Origin of the sequence: Agrobacterium sp. 33MFTa1.1 (genome assembly GCF_004328495.1) — a bacterium.
In the GTDB taxonomy this organism is placed as follows: domain Bacteria; phylum Pseudomonadota; class Alphaproteobacteria; order Rhizobiales; family Rhizobiaceae; genus Agrobacterium; species Agrobacterium pusense.
Genome location: NZ_CP036360.1, coordinates 315811 through 331148 on the forward strand (window position 1 = coordinate 315811; position 15338 = coordinate 331148).

Sequence of the window (15338 nt, forward strand, 5' to 3'; positions counted from 1 at the left end):
AACGCAATGGGATACAGTCAGTCATCTGGCTGCGGACCCAAGCGCCAATCTGAAGCGATCTCATGTCTCGGGCCGATCATCTAAAGTCGACAGGCCAGACCGGCGCCCGGATTCGAGAAAAAATCGTCATCGCTTCGTTTCATTACAGAGCAAGAAATGAGCAATTCCTTACGCAGTGCAGCCGTCCCTTCACGGATAATTCAGGTCCCACAGTCCATCAGCGTCGAAGCACAAGCGGCACTGTCGCGCCTGGTCGACAAGGACGGCAGCCCTATCAATGCGCGGTTCGAAATGCCGTCCCCAGAGGATTTTTCAGGCTGGATGATGATGAAAGCCGCAGTAGATGCGCATTACGCCGCCGCGGCCAAAGATCTTGCCGGGAGTCTGCAGTCTACCGTCACCACAATCGTAGTCGAGCAAGCAACGATCCATGTCGCGACGCCGTACGGAGCATTTCATGAGCGTGGCGCACTCATCGACCTGCATGGCGGCGCATTGGTGTTCGGAGGCGGTGAGGCCTGTCTTGTCAGTGCGCGACGTCAAGCTCACCAGCATGCCGTGCGATGCTACGGCGTCGATTACCGGATGCCGCCTGAGCATCCCTATCCGGCCGCTCTTGATGACTGCTTAGCCACGTACCGTCATGTCTTGGCAGGTCACTCCCCCGACAAGATAATCATCCTGGGGAGATCGGCGGGCGGCAATCTCGCGACCGCCATGCTGCTGCGGGCGAGAGATGAAGGTATGCCAATGCCTGGCAGATTAGTCTTGCTCTCGCCACAGGTTGACCTCACCGAATCCGGTGACAGCTTCCAGACCAACCAGATGATCGATCTCGTTCTGCCCCGCCCGCTAAGACCAAACAACCTGCTCTACGCCGGTGGTGCCGATCTTTCCAATCCCTATCTATCGCCGCTCTTCGGCGATTTGGCGGGCTTTCCGCCGACATTCCTGCAGACCGGCACGCGTGACCTGTTCCTATCGAACACGGTGAGGATGCATCGAGCCTTGCGAAAAGCTGGCGTGGAAACCGAATTGCACGTCTTTGAAGCCATGCCCCATGGTGGCTTCATGGGTGGGACACCGGAAGAGCAGGAACTCGAAGCGGAGATCCACCGGTTCGTCATGGCAAACTGGAACTGAGGCCGGAAACCCACAAAGTTTTGGCGCTGCCCCTCTGTTGTCCTGCTACATCCCTGGCCACATTCCGCCATCAAGTCGGAGGTTTGCTCCTGTGATATAGCCAGCACGGGGGCTCGAGAGAAATGTAATCGCATCCGCAATCTCCTCGAGGGTTCCTACCCGTCCAAGGGGCACCTGAGCAAACAACGGCAGGATTTCTCTCTCTACGTCATTCCAAGGGGCGTCGATGGCCATGCCCCTCTCAATGGCTTTCTTACGGAACGCGGTATCCAAACTGATGCTATGCACTGTTCCAGGCGAAACGGTGTTTGCGGTAATGCCTTGTGCAGCAACGTCTTTTGCGAGCGACGCCGTCATCGCGATCATGGCTGCTTTGGCGGCAGAGTAGTCCGGTCGACTTGCAGGCGGCATCAGGGCCGCCAGGCTTGAGATGTTTATGATCCGACCCCACCGCGACGCTTTCATTGCGGGCAGAACGAGCGAGACGATCCTCACAGATGCGAGCACGTTTCTGTCATAGACAGCGGCCCACGTTTCAGAGTTTGTCGAGGTCCAATCCTCCGCCGGGGCAGATCCGCCAGCATTGTTGACCAGGATGTCGATCGACCCTGCTGCGGCCTTGGAATCCCTAACAAGACGATCGACCTGATCCGACACTGTCAGGTCACCGACTACCGCGAATGCCCGACCTCCAGAGGATATGATGTCATGCGCGACTTCCTCCGTTTTCATTCTGTCGCGACCGTGGACAAGAACGGTTGCCCCTTCCTTTGCGAGGCCTCTGGCCACACCCTCGCCAATTCCCTTGCTGCTTCCCGTGACCAGCGCAACCTTGTTCTGGAGTTGTAAGTCCATGATATTTGGTCCGTGTTATCGTCTCCGGCAGATATGAGGTTCGTCGATGAAACAGGCAATTACGCACTTTAAAGTGCCTGTCGAGGACAGGGCGACATGCCTCGGAGCCGACGGTTCTGTCTCTCATGTCAGCAGGGTGCTTCGGATGATCACAGGACGTTGGAAACTGCCGATCCTTTTCCGATTGTTCGCCGAACCATCATTGCGGGCATCGCAGTTCATGAGAGACATACCTGGCATATCCCAGAAGATGCTAACGCAACATCTCAGGGAACTGGAAAATGACGGCCTCATAAGCCGACACGACTTTCAAGAGCAGCCTCCTCGAGTCGAATACTCGCTGAGTTCAGCAGGCCACGGGCTTATGCCGATTTTGATGGCGGTCAGGGAATTCTCTCGGGATTATCCTGTTGATCGGCGTCGATAACTAACTTGGGTGCCGACGCTTGGCGCGATCCCGAAAATATCGCTTGCATTATGGACCAAATGGTTCCATATAGAACTTATGGTCAAGCGCACTCAAATATCCGCGTCCGTTGGTCGCCCTAGAGAATTTGAACTCGATGAAGCAGTTCGAAAAGCAATGCACGTATTTTGGGATCGTGGATATCACGAAGCATCCCTTCCCGACTTGCTTGAGGGTATGAAACTTTCCAGAGGCAGCTTTTATAAGGCTTTCGTCGATAAGAGAGGCGTCTATCTGCGCGCCCTCGACGCTTACATTGAGGACGCGGTTCGCTCGGTCGGTGAAGCGCTTCATTCCAATCCGTCGCCCAAAGCCGCGATTTTAGAAGCTTTTTCTCAACAGGTGGATCAAGCATCGGGACAGGACGGTTTGCGTGGATGCTTTGTCGTCTTTGCAGCTGTCGAGATGCTCCCAAAGGATAAAGAGGTCGCACCACGTATTTCCCGGCTGTTCAGGCGGCTGCAAGATCTTTATGCGGCGGCGATAATAAGAGCGCAGGCCTTGGGCGAAATCGATCCCGAGCTGGATGAACGAACGCTTGCGAGGTTCCTCGTGTGTCAGATTCAGGGCATGCGGGTCCTTGCCAAAGCAGGAGCGGATCGCGCTGAGACGAGGGCCATGGTCGAACTGGCGCTGAAGGCGCTTGGCTAACTTCAATTTGGAACCAATAGGTTCCCAATTTTTATCATTTCAAACCGTCGATCGATTTTTTGGTCGATGTGGAGACACTTATGAGAGACACGAGCAATCCCGATGACAAACTCGATCCACGTCGTTGGATTGCACTGATCATCCTTTTGACCGGCGCCTTTTTGCCACCGCTTGACTTCTTCATCGTCAATGTGGCGCTGCCCTCGATCCGGGCAGATCTCAGGGCTTCTGCGTCAACGATGCAGCTGATTATCTCCGGTTACGCCACCACCTATGCTGTGATGCTTATCACTGGCGGCAGGCTTGGAGATCTCTATGGTCGACGAAATGTCTTTCTGGCTGGAATGGTCGGGTTTGCAGCCGCATCTGCCTTATGCGGGTTTGCCTGGTCTCCAGCCGCGTTGGTCGCCGGCCGTATCCTTCAGGGGTTTGCAGCGGCAATTATGGCACCGCAGGCCTTGGCTTCGATCAATGCCATTTTCCCAGACCAAGAAAAATCAAGAGCCCTCAGCTTTTATGCCCTGACATTCGGGATGGCATCGATGGTTGGTCTGTTTCTTGGTGGTGCGTTGATTGCGCTTGATGTTCTTGGTCTTGGATGGAGAGCCATCTTCCTCATCAACCTGCCGGTTATTGCAGTCGCTGCGCCGTCGGCCTTCATCATGTTGCGAGAAACCCGATCTGCGCACCCAAGCAAACTGGATCTTGGCGGAGCACTGTTGATCGCGATTGCGCTATTTGCACTGATTGCGCCGCTGATCGAGGGCCGGGAGCACGGGTGGCCGATCTGGCTTATCGTGATGCTTGCCACGTGTCTTCCGTTTTTCGTCTTGTTTTGGCGGCATGAGAAACATCTGGAATCGACGGGGAAAGATCCGATTCTTGCACCGAGCCTGCTGCAAAACCGTGGGCTACTGCGCGGGCTCCTGGCTGCCTTGTTCTTCTACGCCCTTGCGGCCTTCTGGCTGATATTCTCGGTCTATGAGCAGGGTGGCCTTGGTCGGACGCCTTTCGAGGCCGGGCTGGCGATCCTTCCTGCGGCTGTCGGCTTCGTCCTTGGTCCTTTTGCAAGCGAGCGCATCCTCAGCGTCTTCGGGAGATTTTCCGCTGGCGCCGGCATGGTGCTGCAGGCTGCAGGATTGTTTGGAACGGCGGCCTTGATTTCTACTGGCCTTCCGCAATTCCTTTTTGCTGCGCTCTTTCTTATCGGTGCGGGGCAGGGGATCGCCCTTCCAAACCTGGTGAAGAGCATCGTGCAAAGGGTAGACCGGACGCAGTCAGGATTGGCTTCTGGTCTGGTCAATTCGATGTTTCAGATTGGCGGTGCGTTGGCAGCCGCAATCGTTGGCGGCTTGTTCTTCTCGATCTTGGGGCCGGCCACAGACGTTCAATCCATTGGCCAAGCATACAGCGTTGCAGCGGTTGCAATTGCCATTTGTCTTCTCATCGCGGGATGGCTTTCCGTCAGCCTGACATCGACCCAACCGTTGCGTCGATAAGCGGCGCCATCGCAGCGCATCATCAGCCGATCGCGCGGAAACGGGGTAAAACTCCCCAGCAAAACAGAAACATTCAGAGGTAATCTCCATGAACAACATCTCCACACTACCTCTTGCCGGCAAGTGCGCGCTGGTCACCGGTGCGGCACGCGGTATCGGTGCGGCAATTGCGCTGAAACTGGCCGAGGACGGTGCCGACGTTGCGATCACCTATGAGAAGTCGGTCGAGAAAGCGGAAGCCCTCGTTGCTGAGATCCGCGCCATGGGTCGCAAAGCGATCGCCATCCATGCCGATGCCGCGCGTACAGAAGCGGCAAGGTCCACTGTCGAGCAGACCGTCGCCCGCCTCGGCAGCCTTGATATTCTGGTCAATAATGCCGGCGTCCTTTTCGCAAGTGATTTTTCCACGCAGCCACTTGAGGAGATTGATCTGCAGCTGAACGTCAATGTTCGCGGTGTCTTTCTGATCACCCAGGCAGCGCTGAAATATATTCCCAACGGAGGTCGCATCATCAGTACCGGCAGCAACGCGGGTCTGGCTGTGCCGTTCGCGGGGATCGCGGTCTATGCCGCGACCAAGTCTGCGCTGGAAAGCTTCACGCGCGGTCTCGCACGTGAGCTGGGCTCTCGGGAAATTACTGTCAATCTGGTTCGACCAGGTCCGATTGATACTGACATGAACCCTGCCGATGGCGCGCTCGCAGCCGCTATCCTGCCAAACCTCTCGATTGCTCGATACGGTAAAGCCATTGAAGTCGCAGAGGCCGTCGCCTTTCTCGCAGGTCCCGGTGCAGCCTACATCACCGGCTCAGGCATTCTCGTCGATGGCGGCATCAGTGCCTGAGCATTGATACGAGGCGGTGCCTCGCCGCTCTGTCCTGTAGGTGATAATGCGGAATTTAAGCGCGAATGGGCTGCGGAGTTCCCTCCGCTGCACTGTGCGCGTAAATTTGGCGAAGCGGGCGGTGGCCATCATCCAGGAATTTCTCCACTCCGTTGGTGGTTTTCCTGCGTTGCGATCGTAGCAAAATAGCAAATATGGGTAGCCTGGTTTCTGCTCAAGCGCCCGTTGAGCGGTAACAGACCTAACGTATGAACATGGAGAAGAATTTGAAGACCATCGGCATACTTGGCGGAATGTCCGCGACGTCAACCCAGATTTATTACCGAGAACTCTGCAGGCTTACCCGCGAGAGCCTGGGAGGACTCCATTCTCCCGAGCTTCTCATACGGTCTGTCGACTTCGACGAAATCGAAAAGTTGCAGGCATCCTCCGATTGGGACGCGGCGGGCCGAATCCTCAATGAACATGCTATCGCGCTGCAGCGCGGAGGTGCCGACCTCCTCATTCTGGCGACGAATACCATGCACAAGGTGGCGGACAAGATCGTGGGCAGGGTGTCGATCCCGTTCGTGCACATCGCGGACGCGACTGCAACCGCTATCCTCGACCGCGGTTTCCGGAGACCGGGTTTGATGGCAACGGCCTTCACCATGGAGCAGACCTTCTACACCGACCGCCTCATCGCTCAGGGGCTGTCGCCAACGATCCCTGAAGCTGATGATCGAACAGAAACCCATCGTATTATCTATGAGGAGCTGTGCCGCGACATCGTTCGCGAGGAGAGCCGCTTGACCTATGAACGGATTGCGCAGCGTCTGGTCGACAAAGGCTGCGACTGTCTTATCCTCGGCTGTACCGAGGTGGGTATGCTGTTAAACCAGGATAACGTAGGCGTTCCCGTCTTCGACACGACCCTCATTCATTGCAAAGCCGCCCTTCAAACCGCTTTACAATGACATGTTGTGTTCTGACGGTCGATCGATCGTCATAACGGTGAGGGGCAATGGTCAAACCTGTTCGCCCAGGTGATGCCTGACCCACTTCGCTTCTTCCGATGCGGTACGCCCGAAATGCCGTCTGAAGTCGCGGCTGAATTGCGCCGGGCTGACATAGCCCACTGACGCCGCCACCTCTGCAATTGTCGCCGTCTGGCGGGCGATCATCAGTCTCGCTTCATGGAGCCGCATCGCCTTCACGTATTGCATCGGACTTGAGCCTGTCAGCTCCTTGAAATGGACATGGTATGAAGGAATGCTCATGCCCACCGCTCTGGCAAGGTCCGCGACGGTGATTTCAGAGCCGTAGTTTTTGCGCAGCCATGCCAGGCTCTCGATCAGTTTTCCCGACGTCCCTTTCCGCTGCAGGGCGGCGATCACTGCGCCGCCTTGCGGCCCTGACATGACCCGGTAATGCAACTCACGCAGGATGGAGCCGCCGAGGACGGCGACCTCAACCGGACTGCCGAGCACCGTCAGCAAGCGCAGCAGGACGTCTTCGATAGTGCTGTCCATCCTACTCGAGAAGAGCCCTTTTGGCTTGACGCTTGCAGGACCCGCGAGCTTTTCAAGCTGCGTGGCGATCTCGGCCGCCATCTGCATGTCGAACTCTAAATAGACCGCGAGCAGTGGCCGCCGTGGACTGGCTGTAGATGTCATCCTAAAGGGAACGGGCACCGAAACGGCAAGATAGTGGTGCTCGTCATAGAGGTAGATTTCCCCGTCCAGAATTCCGTGTTTGCTCCCCTGCAATACGAACACGGCGCCCGGCTTATAAAGAACCGGAATGTCGTACAGCACTGCTTCCGTGCGTAGGATATGGACACAACTGAGCCCGGTCTGGTTGTAGCCAAGACGAGGAGCGAGTTGTCCGGCCAAGGCGGCAGACTGGTCATGTGTAGAGGGCGGCATTTTATAGTTCATAGGAATTGGCAAAAATTTAAGAGGATTCGCAATCGAACCCGCGTTGTCTCCAGATTATCTGTCACATCAACGGGTAATCAAGGAGTTTCAGAAATGTCGAGCAAAACGTTTTTCATAACAGGGGCGAAATCGGGTTTTGGGCTGGCGATCGCCACTGCTGCAATCGAAGCCGGTCATACCGTCATCGGGACCATCCGCTCCGAAGCCTCGCGCGAAGCGCTGGCAAAGACCCTCCCGGAACTGCGCCCGGTCCTCTGCGACGTCACCGATTTTGATCGTATTCCGGTCGCGGTGCAGCGAGCGGAGGAAGAGCACGGCCCAGTCGATGTGCTGATCAACAATGCCGGATATGGGCACGAGGGTGTGCTTGAGGAATCGCCGATCGAGGAGATGCGCCGCCAGTTCGACGTGAATGTGTTTGGCGCCGTTGCAGTCGCCAAGGCGTTCCTCCCGAGGTTCCGTGAGCGCCGAAGCGGCTTTATCGTCAACGTCACGTCGATGGGAGGCATGATCACCATGCCCGGCATCGCCTATTACTGCGGCAGCAAGTTCGCGTTGCAGGGTATTTCAGAGGTCATGCGGTCGGAAATGGCGCCGTTTGGTGTGCACGTAACAACCCTTTGCCCCGGCTCGTTCCGGACGGACTGGGCAGGCCGTTCTATGGTCCGCACAGAGCGTTCCATTGCTGACTATGATACCCTGTTCGATCCGATCCGCGAGGCGCGTCAGGCAGTGAGCGGCAAGCAGCTCGGAAATCCGAAAAAGCTCGCCGACGCGGTGCTGACCCTCATCGAATCTGAAAATCCCCCGCCGCAACTTCTCCTTGGCAGCGATGCGCTTAGACATGTAACGGCGCGGATCGAACGCCTGACCCAGGAAATCGAAGCTTGGGAGAGCGTGACTGTTTCCACAGACGGCTAGCGCAAACCCAAAATTTGCTATTGACGATCTGCCTACTAGAAGGTAGACAAGCTGCATGAGCAATCTTTCGACCACCTCGGACGACATTCTGGCGTCCACCCGACACCTTCTGATAAGCGGCGGCTACAATGGCTTCAGCTACGCCGATATCTCGGAGATTGTCGGTATCCGCAAGGCCAGCATCCATCATCATTTTCCCAGCAAGGTCGATCTGGTGCGTGAGCTGGTCAAGCGTTATCGAGAGGATGGCCAGGCAAGCGTGGCAATCCTTGAGCAGAAGGTTCCGAATGCTCTGGACATCCTCAAGGCTTATGCTAACCACTGGGCTGCGTGCATTGAGGATGCCAGCAGACCCTACTGTGTCTGTGCTATGCTTGCGAGTGAACTGCCATCCCTCCCCACGGAGGTCGCAACCGAGGTAACGAACTTTTTTCGCTTCATCTCCTCGTGGCTGGCTTCGGTCATGGAGCGAGGTTCCAAGCAGGGCGAGCTGAGTCTTACCAGTGCGCCGCATGTCGAAGCCGAAACATTTCTGGCAACCGTCTACGGGGCAATGCTTTCGGCGAGAGCCAATGGGAAGCCGGAAGTGTTCTCAATGATACTCGAACCTGCCCTCAATCGTCTTACGCCGACGGTTTCTCACTAATCCTGCGTGGCAAGGCTACTCGGGTGAATCGCGTCCATCGAAACTACCAACTAGTAGGAAGATAAAATGAGAAATACTTCCCCAGCCTTAGCCCTCGGGCTGACAAGCATCCTTTCTGCGACTGTCCTTTCGGCACCCGCATCTGCCGAGGATAAGAAAGCCGCGCCGATCCATGTCCGCGGGAGCATCGTCGACTACCAGGGGTCAACGCTCAAAGTGAAGACCCGCGAAGGGGAGACAATGGACGTCGCGCTTGCAGACGACTGGAAGCTGGCAGGCGTCGCGAATGCCAAGGTCACCGACATCAGGCCGGGCGATTTTGTCGGCATTGCATCCCTACCAAAGGCCGATGGTGGCGATGGCGCACTTGAGGTCCTGATTTTCCCTCCGGCAATGAAAGGCACAGGCGAGGGGAGCTACGGTTGGGATCTGAAGCCGGACAGCAGCATGACCAATGCGACGGTCGCGGATGCCGTTAAAGGCGTCGATGGCCGGACTGTCACCGTGACCTATCATGGCAAGGAAAAGAAGATCGCTATTCCGGATGGGACACCGGTCGTGACCATCGCCGCGGCCACCAAGGATGATCTCGTTCCTGGTGCCGTGGTCTTCATCACAGCTGAAAAAGCTGCAACAGGCCCGATCGCCCACCAGGTGGTCGTCGGCAGGAATGGCGTGGTTCCCCCTATGTGAAGAGCACGCCGCCACTGGCCGGAGCAGCCGCCTTACTGCTTCGGCCAGTGACTAGAAATCGGCGACGCCTGATCTGCAGCCGTAAAATGTCAACGATGAAAGACGCTGAGATGAGCGCAAACGCTTCCAACGACAATGTTGAATATCCACGGACGATCTTTATCCGCCGGCACTCGGTTGTGACCCGTGTCACGCACTGGCTGAACGTGCTTTGCCTGAGTTTCCTTCTTTTGAGCGGGCTGCAGATCTTCAATGCCCACCCAGAGCTTTATTGGGGTCATTATGGCGCGAACGGCGATCCCGCCGTTCTGACAATAGGCTCCGATGACGGCGGCCGTCAGCCGCGCGGTTTCGTACGTGTTGCCGGGTTGAAGATCCCCACGACGGGCGTGCTTGGCGTTTCTCAGGCTGATGGCGAACAGGTCTCACGCGCTTTTCCCTCCTGGGCAACCATCCCTTCATTCCAGGATCTTGCCGCCGGACGTCGCTGGCATTTCTTCTTCGCCTGGCTGCTTGTGATCAACGGCATTGTCTATCTCGGCTTCAGCGTGCTCAGCGGACATTTCCGCAAAGACCTGGCGCCAAAGCCCCATGAGATCTCGCCGCGCCACCTCGGCCGCGAAATCCTCGACCACGCTCGGCTCCGCTTTCCAGAAGGGGAGGAGGCCAGGCACTACAACGCGCTTCAAAAGCTCACCTATCTCACCGTTATTGTCGTCCTCCTGCCTCTGATGGTTTTGACAGGCCTGACCATGTCACCGGGCGTCGATGCCGCTCTGCCCGCCTTGATCGAGATTTTTGGCGGACGTCAGTCCGCGCGCACCATCCACTTCATCACAGCGTCGGCGCTTGTCATCTTCGTTGTCGTGCATGTGGCAATGGTGGTCCTGTCCGGGACCTGGAACAACATCCGCTCGATGATCACCGGACGCTATGCGATCCAGGAGAAAGGCCCGAAATCATGAGCAAGCTTTTCACCCGACGCCGCTTTCTCATCGGCGGCACGCTCGGGGCCAGCGCCCTTACTCTCTCGGGTTGCGACCTCTTGGACCAGAACGCAGACGTCGCAAAAGTCCTTCGCTCAGCTGAGCATCTGACCATAAAAGCCCAAAGACTGCTTCAGGGGCGCGATTCACTGGCGCGCGAGTTTGACGAAAAGGACATTTCCCCCTCCTTCCGTGTCAATGGAACGAGTGCTCCCGACAGCGATGAATATGCGGAGCTGCTGGAAGGCAAGTTCGCAAACTGGCGACTGAAGATCGACGGTCTTGTTGATCGACCTCAGACGTTTTCACTCGCTGATCTGAAGGCGCTTCCTTCCCGCACCCAGATTACCCGCCATGACTGCGTCGAAGGCTGGAGTGCGATCGGTAAATGGAAAGGCGTCCCGCTCTCCCACTTGTTGCGCCTCACCGGGGTCAAGCCAACGGCGCGCTACGTCGTATTGCATTGTGCCGACGAACTCGAAAAGACGCTCGACGGAAGCGGTCGTTACTATGAGAGCATTGATCTCATCGATGCGGCCCATCCTCAAACCATCCTCGCCTACCAGATGAACGGCCAGGATCTCAGCGTCGGCCACGGCGCGCCCTTGCGCCTCAGGGTCGAGCGACAGCTTGGCTACAAACAGGCAAAATACATCATGCGTATCGAACTGGTCGACAGCTTCGCCGGGCTGTGGGGTGGGAACGGCGGCTATTGGGAAGACCGTGGCTACGAGTGGTACGCCGGCATCTGAGGTAATCGAAATGGTGAACCACAGGAAAACAATCCATGAGCCTTCGGAAAGGCATGGGCATCAAGGGTTGCCCACGGCGGCGGGACGACGGTTTCTTCTCGCGACGGCCAGGACCTCGATAGTCCCGAAATGTCAGCCGGGAAACTCTCCGGCAAAGCGATCGGATCCGCCGTACTGAATGGGAGGAGAACACCCTCTTGGGCAAGCGTTTCGCCTTCATCTGACGACGCTTGCGCGAACCATTAAACAACTAGTTCAGAAAGTGAAAGAAAACGATGTCGAACAACCAGACCTCCCGTGCCGCGCGCGGCAACGACCAGTGGCTCAAGCAGTATTACTTTACCAGAGCGGCCTTCTCATCGCTGTGGGTCGCGACTGCGTTGACGGCCGGACAACATTCCTTTGCGGTGGCTGCCGCTCTGCTGATCATTTACCCCGCTTGGGATGCAGTCGCCAACGTTATCGATGCCGCGAGGAGCGGCGGTCTTGCCGCCAACCGGAGCCAAGCGATCAACGTCGCCGCGAGCTCGGTTATGACGATAGCCGTGATCCTGGCGCTGACAATGAACATGAACTGGGTTCTCGGCGCTTTCGGTCTATGGGCGATCTTTTCAGGCCTGTTGCAGCTTGGAACTGCCGTGCGGCGCTGGAGAACGAGTGGAGGTCAGTGGGTGATGATTTTGAGCGGAGCCCAATCCTCTGTGGCCGGTGCTCTCTTCATCTTTCAGGCGCAAAGGCCTCAGGAGCCTTCTATCGCCACGGTTGCGGGCTACGCTGGCGTCGGCGCATTCTACTTCCTGGTTTCGGCAATTTGGCTGACGATCGCCCTGTCGCGTCGCAGTATGCATCCCATCTCATAAGCTCTACCTCGCGCCTACGAAACGACTTGGAAGATATTCAAATGATGACAGATGATGTGGCACAGCAACTCGCTTCCTACCGGAGGACCATCGACAATTTGGATTCCGCTCTCCTCTATATTCTGGCCGAACGCTTTCGCTGTACCGAGCATGTCGGCCACTTGAAAGCCGAACAGGCGTTGCCGGCGGTCGATAATGAGCGAGAGCGACGCCAATTGGATCGAGTGATGAGTATCGCCAATGACGTTGGCCTCAGTCGGCACTTCGTCGAAGGGCTGATGACAATGATCGTGGGCGCTGTGGTGGAGCGGCACAGGGAGATTGCGGCCAGCAAGTAAGTTGTCTGTGGCGGCTGTCCTACCGCAGCCGGGGATCGGCGGGGAGAATCGATCTTCTTCGCGCGGCTTACCATGCAGGGGCATTTGTGATGTGGTCCGAGACGGCCGAGATAAACGCCCGAAGACGCTGAAGACGTCGCAGGTCGCGGTGATATCCCATCCAGATGTCTCGCGCCGGCGGGTGCTTGGGTAGTTCTAGTCTGCGGATACCCGGGATTTGATTGCCTACTGCGCGGGGCAGGACGGCGATCCCAACGCCTTGCCTGCACATTCGCCCCTGGACGTTTCGGTTGTTTGATCGCAGCACAGGTCTCGCGTTCGGAAAACTCTCGGCGAGCCAGGCTATGTCGGGAAATTGCCCTGTCGAAGTGTCGTGGGTGATCAGACGGAAACCAGTCCCGTCGCCATATTTAGGGTCAGGCGACTCCTCGGCGATGTAGACGCCGTATTCGAGCCTGAAGAGCCGCCGCTGAATGACATCGGCAGTGTCGAACGGAACGATGCGAAAGGCAACGTCGGCCTCTCTTTGGGCGAGGTTGAACAGGCGAGTGCCCGTCAGGATCTCGACGTCTACATTGGGGTAGGCTTTCGAGAAATCCGCCACGATGGGAGGCAGGACATAGGCCCCGAACCAGTCTGCCGATGAGATGCGCAGATTGCCTTTGAGGTTTTGCTCCTGCCCGGCGAGCCGGCGCTCCATGGCCAGCGCGCCTTCTTCCATCTGCTCTGCCAGGGCGATGATCCCATGGCCCTCCTCGGTCAACACGAGACCGTCCGCGGTCCGCTGGAAGAGTGTGTGGCCGATGGCATCCTCAAGGGCACGCAGCCGTCTGCCGACGGTCGGATGGCTTGTATGAAGAGCACGCGCAGCACCGCCGAGCGTGCCGGATCGCGCAATCGCAAGGAAGATTTTTACGTCGCTCCATTCCACGGCCCAAGCCCTTACAAAAGTGAACGGTGAAAATACAAAACTGTCACTTCAAGTACAGATCTAAAAATCTAGATTCAAGTCATGTTCGAAACCAAGCGGAGAAACGTTATGAAAACATGGTTCATCACAGGCTGCTCAAGCGGCTTCGGCCAGCGGCTTGCGCTCGCCGCGGCACAGCGAGGCGATCAGGTTGTCGCAACTGCCCGCAACGTCAACTCGATCGAAGAAATGGCTGAGCCTTTCGGTGGCCGCATGATCACCTTGCCGCTCGACGTGACGGATGTGGCGGCAGTCAAAGCCGCAGTCGCTAAGGCGGTCGAGACATTCGGCGGCTTTGACGTCCTCGTCAACAATGCCGGCTACGGATTGTTTGGCGCGCTCGAGGAAGGCACGCCGGAAGAATATCGACCGATGTTCGAGGTGAACGTTTTCGGTCTTATCGAAACCACCAGAGCAGCGCTGCCGAGCTTGCGACGTTCGGGCGGAATGATCGTCAATATGTCGTCCGGCGCAGGGATCGCGGGCAGCGGCGGCGCAGCATACTACAATGCCGCCAAGTTTGCGGTTGAAGGGGTTTCCGAGGCGCTCGCCGGTGAGCTGAAGCCGTTCGGCGTCCGTGTGCTGATCGTCGAGCCTGGCCCGTTTCGCACCGATTTCCTCGGCCGTTCGATCACGATGGCGGCCAACGAGATGCCGGAATACGCCGCGAGTTCGCGCAGGCACTATCGGGAAACCAACAACGGCAATCAAGCAGGGGATCCCGACAAGGCGGTTGCAGTGATCCTGCAGGCGGTCGACGCCGATAATACCCCGCTTCATCTGCCGCTTGGGCCCGTCGCGCATTCAATCGCTGAGCGAAAGCTGGCTTCGTTTCGCCGCGATATCGACACCTGGCGCGACATCTCGATTGCCACCGATTTCGATCAGCCCTGATCTGGCAGCTAGCACTGCTTGAACGTCACATCGATTGGAAAGTCATCATGATCCCAACATTGAAAGGGTTTACCCAGCAATTGGTGCCGGTGAACGGCATCAAGATCAATGCCGTCACGGGCGGCTCCGGCCCCCCGATCCTTCTGCTTCACGGTTGGCCGGAAACATGGTGGGAATGGCACCATGTGATGCCGCTGCTGGCGGAGCAGTTCAGCGTGGCGGCGATTGATCTACGCGGCGCAGGCTTTTCCGAATGCCCGCTTGACGGCTACGATAAGGCGACGATGGCGCGCGACGCGCACGAGGTCATGATTACCCTTGGGCATCAACGCTATGCCGTATGCGGCCATGACATCGGCGGAATGGTAGCGCTTCCGCAGGCCGCTATCTATCGAGATGCGGTTACTCACCTTGCCGTCCTCGATGTTCCGCTTCCTGGCTGGAGCCAGTGGGAGGCGACGACGGCGAAGATCTGGCACTTCGCGTTCCATGCTAATCGGGATCTGCCGGAACGCCTGATTTATGGCCGCGAACATGACTATGTTTCGACCTTCATGGCGGAGCGGTTTTACGATCACAGCATCTTTAATCCTGAAGATATCGACATTTATGCGAAAGCAATGGCACTTCCTGGTCGCACGCGCGGTGGCATGGAATGGTACCGCACACTGACCGCCGACCATGCGGCCGCGCTTGAATACAAAAAACAACCGCTCCGGATTCCGGTTTTAGGTCTCGGCGGCGAGCAGCGTTTCGGTGCTCATATGGTCGCGATGCTCAGGGAGTTCGCCACAGATGTAACTGGCGGCTCGATTGCCCGCTGCAGTCACTATGTGGCGGACGAGCGCCCGGATGAAGTGGCCGCTGCTCTCATCGATTTCCTCAAGGCCAAGTGAACTCT

Annotated in this window: 18 protein-coding genes; 15 read left to right on the top strand and 3 right to left on the bottom strand. The window is 57.3% G+C overall.

What is annotated here, in order from left to right; all coding sequences use genetic code 11:
* Positions 1-156 precede the first annotated feature (156 nt).
* A complete protein-coding gene (locus tag EYD00_RS24865) occupies positions 157-1143 on the top strand; it encodes an alpha/beta hydrolase (RefSeq protein WP_034499610.1) in 987 nt (328 codons plus the stop codon).
* 45 nt (positions 1144-1188) lie between these two features.
* Here the strand turns inward: EYD00_RS24865 and EYD00_RS24870 are convergent, their stop codons facing one another.
* Complete coding sequence (locus EYD00_RS24870) at positions 1189-1998, bottom strand: SDR family NAD(P)-dependent oxidoreductase (RefSeq protein WP_020808317.1); 810 nt, start codon at positions 1996-1998, stop codon at positions 1189-1191.
* Between the two features lie 46 nt (positions 1999-2044).
* Between EYD00_RS24870 and EYD00_RS24875 the strand changes: the two genes are divergently transcribed.
* From EYD00_RS24875 to EYD00_RS24895, 5 genes are all read left to right on the top strand, one after another.
* Complete coding sequence (locus tag EYD00_RS24875) at positions 2045-2425, top strand: winged helix-turn-helix transcriptional regulator (RefSeq protein ID WP_034499614.1); 381 nt, start codon at positions 2045-2047, stop codon at positions 2423-2425.
* Positions 2426-2503: 78 nt separating this feature from the next.
* A complete protein-coding gene (locus EYD00_RS24880; RefSeq protein WP_031233272.1) occupies positions 2504-3115 on the top strand; it encodes a TetR/AcrR family transcriptional regulator in 612 nt (203 codons plus the stop codon).
* An 80-nt stretch (positions 3116-3195) separates the two neighbouring features.
* Positions 3196-4614 (top strand): MFS transporter, encoded by a 1419-nt coding sequence (locus EYD00_RS24885; protein ID WP_034499619.1) that lies wholly within the window; start codon positions 3196-3198, stop codon positions 4612-4614.
* Between the two features lie 88 nt (positions 4615-4702).
* Entirely contained in the window at positions 4703-5458 is a 756-nt protein-coding gene (locus EYD00_RS24890) for an SDR family oxidoreductase (protein ID WP_034499621.1), read from the top strand.
* A gap of 266 nt (positions 5459-5724) precedes the next feature.
* Positions 5725-6414 (top strand): aspartate/glutamate racemase family protein, encoded by a 690-nt coding sequence (locus EYD00_RS24895; protein WP_022557128.1) that lies wholly within the window; start codon positions 5725-5727, stop codon positions 6412-6414.
* 51 nt (positions 6415-6465) lie between these two features.
* Here the strand turns inward: EYD00_RS24895 and EYD00_RS24900 are convergent, their stop codons facing one another.
* Positions 6466-7377 carry an AraC family transcriptional regulator gene (locus tag EYD00_RS24900; protein ID WP_051674321.1) on the bottom strand — a complete coding sequence of 304 codons (912 nt, stop codon included), beginning with the start codon at positions 7375-7377 and terminating at the stop codon, positions 6466-6468.
* Between the two features lie 93 nt (positions 7378-7470).
* On the opposite strand from EYD00_RS24900, the gene EYD00_RS24905 reads away from it, so the two are divergent.
* The 7 genes from EYD00_RS24905 to EYD00_RS24935 all read left to right on the top strand — a co-directional run bounded on the left by EYD00_RS24905 (position 7471) and on the right by EYD00_RS24935 (position 12573).
* On the top strand, positions 7471-8298 hold the full coding sequence (locus EYD00_RS24905; protein ID WP_034499623.1) for an oxidoreductase: 828 nt from the start codon (positions 7471-7473) through the stop codon (positions 8296-8298).
* A gap of 55 nt (positions 8299-8353) precedes the next feature.
* Positions 8354-8944 (top strand): TetR/AcrR family transcriptional regulator, encoded by a 591-nt coding sequence (locus EYD00_RS24910; protein ID WP_020808320.1) that lies wholly within the window; start codon positions 8354-8356, stop codon positions 8942-8944.
* Positions 8945-9010: 66 nt separating this feature from the next.
* Positions 9011-9637 (top strand): hypothetical protein, encoded by a 627-nt coding sequence (locus EYD00_RS24915; RefSeq protein WP_034499625.1) that lies wholly within the window; start codon positions 9011-9013, stop codon positions 9635-9637.
* A 110-nt stretch (positions 9638-9747) separates the two neighbouring features.
* A complete protein-coding gene (locus EYD00_RS24920) occupies positions 9748-10602 on the top strand; it encodes a cytochrome b/b6 domain-containing protein (RefSeq protein ID WP_031233276.1) in 855 nt (284 codons plus the stop codon).
* Positions 10599-11375, top strand: coding sequence for a molybdopterin-binding protein (locus EYD00_RS24925; RefSeq protein WP_020808323.1), 777 nt, complete (start codon positions 10599-10601; stop codon positions 11373-11375). Before EYD00_RS24920 ends, EYD00_RS24925 begins: the two co-directional genes overlap by 4 nt.
* 275 nt (positions 11376-11650) lie before the next feature.
* On the top strand, positions 11651-12235 hold the full coding sequence (locus EYD00_RS24930; protein ID WP_020808324.1) for a DUF308 domain-containing protein: 585 nt from the start codon (positions 11651-11653) through the stop codon (positions 12233-12235).
* 41 nt (positions 12236-12276) lie between these two features.
* The gene (locus EYD00_RS24935) at positions 12277-12573 is read left to right on the top strand and encodes a chorismate mutase (RefSeq protein WP_022557133.1); all 297 of its coding nucleotides are present in this window, start codon (positions 12277-12279) and stop codon (positions 12571-12573) included.
* Positions 12574-12640: 67 nt separating this feature from the next.
* Here EYD00_RS24935 and EYD00_RS24940 read toward each other — a convergent pair whose 3' ends face one another.
* The gene (locus tag EYD00_RS24940; protein WP_020808326.1) at positions 12641-13504 is read right to left on the bottom strand and encodes a LysR family transcriptional regulator; all 864 of its coding nucleotides are present in this window, start codon (positions 13502-13504) and stop codon (positions 12641-12643) included.
* Between the two features lie 108 nt (positions 13505-13612).
* Between EYD00_RS24940 and EYD00_RS24945 the strand changes: the two genes are divergently transcribed.
* Entirely contained in the window at positions 13613-14437 is an 825-nt protein-coding gene (locus EYD00_RS24945; RefSeq protein WP_020808327.1) for an oxidoreductase, read from the top strand.
* A gap of 47 nt (positions 14438-14484) precedes the next feature.
* Positions 14485-15333 (top strand): alpha/beta fold hydrolase, encoded by an 849-nt coding sequence (locus tag EYD00_RS24950; RefSeq protein ID WP_034499635.1) that lies wholly within the window; start codon positions 14485-14487, stop codon positions 15331-15333.
* Positions 15334-15338: the final 5 nt, after the last annotated feature.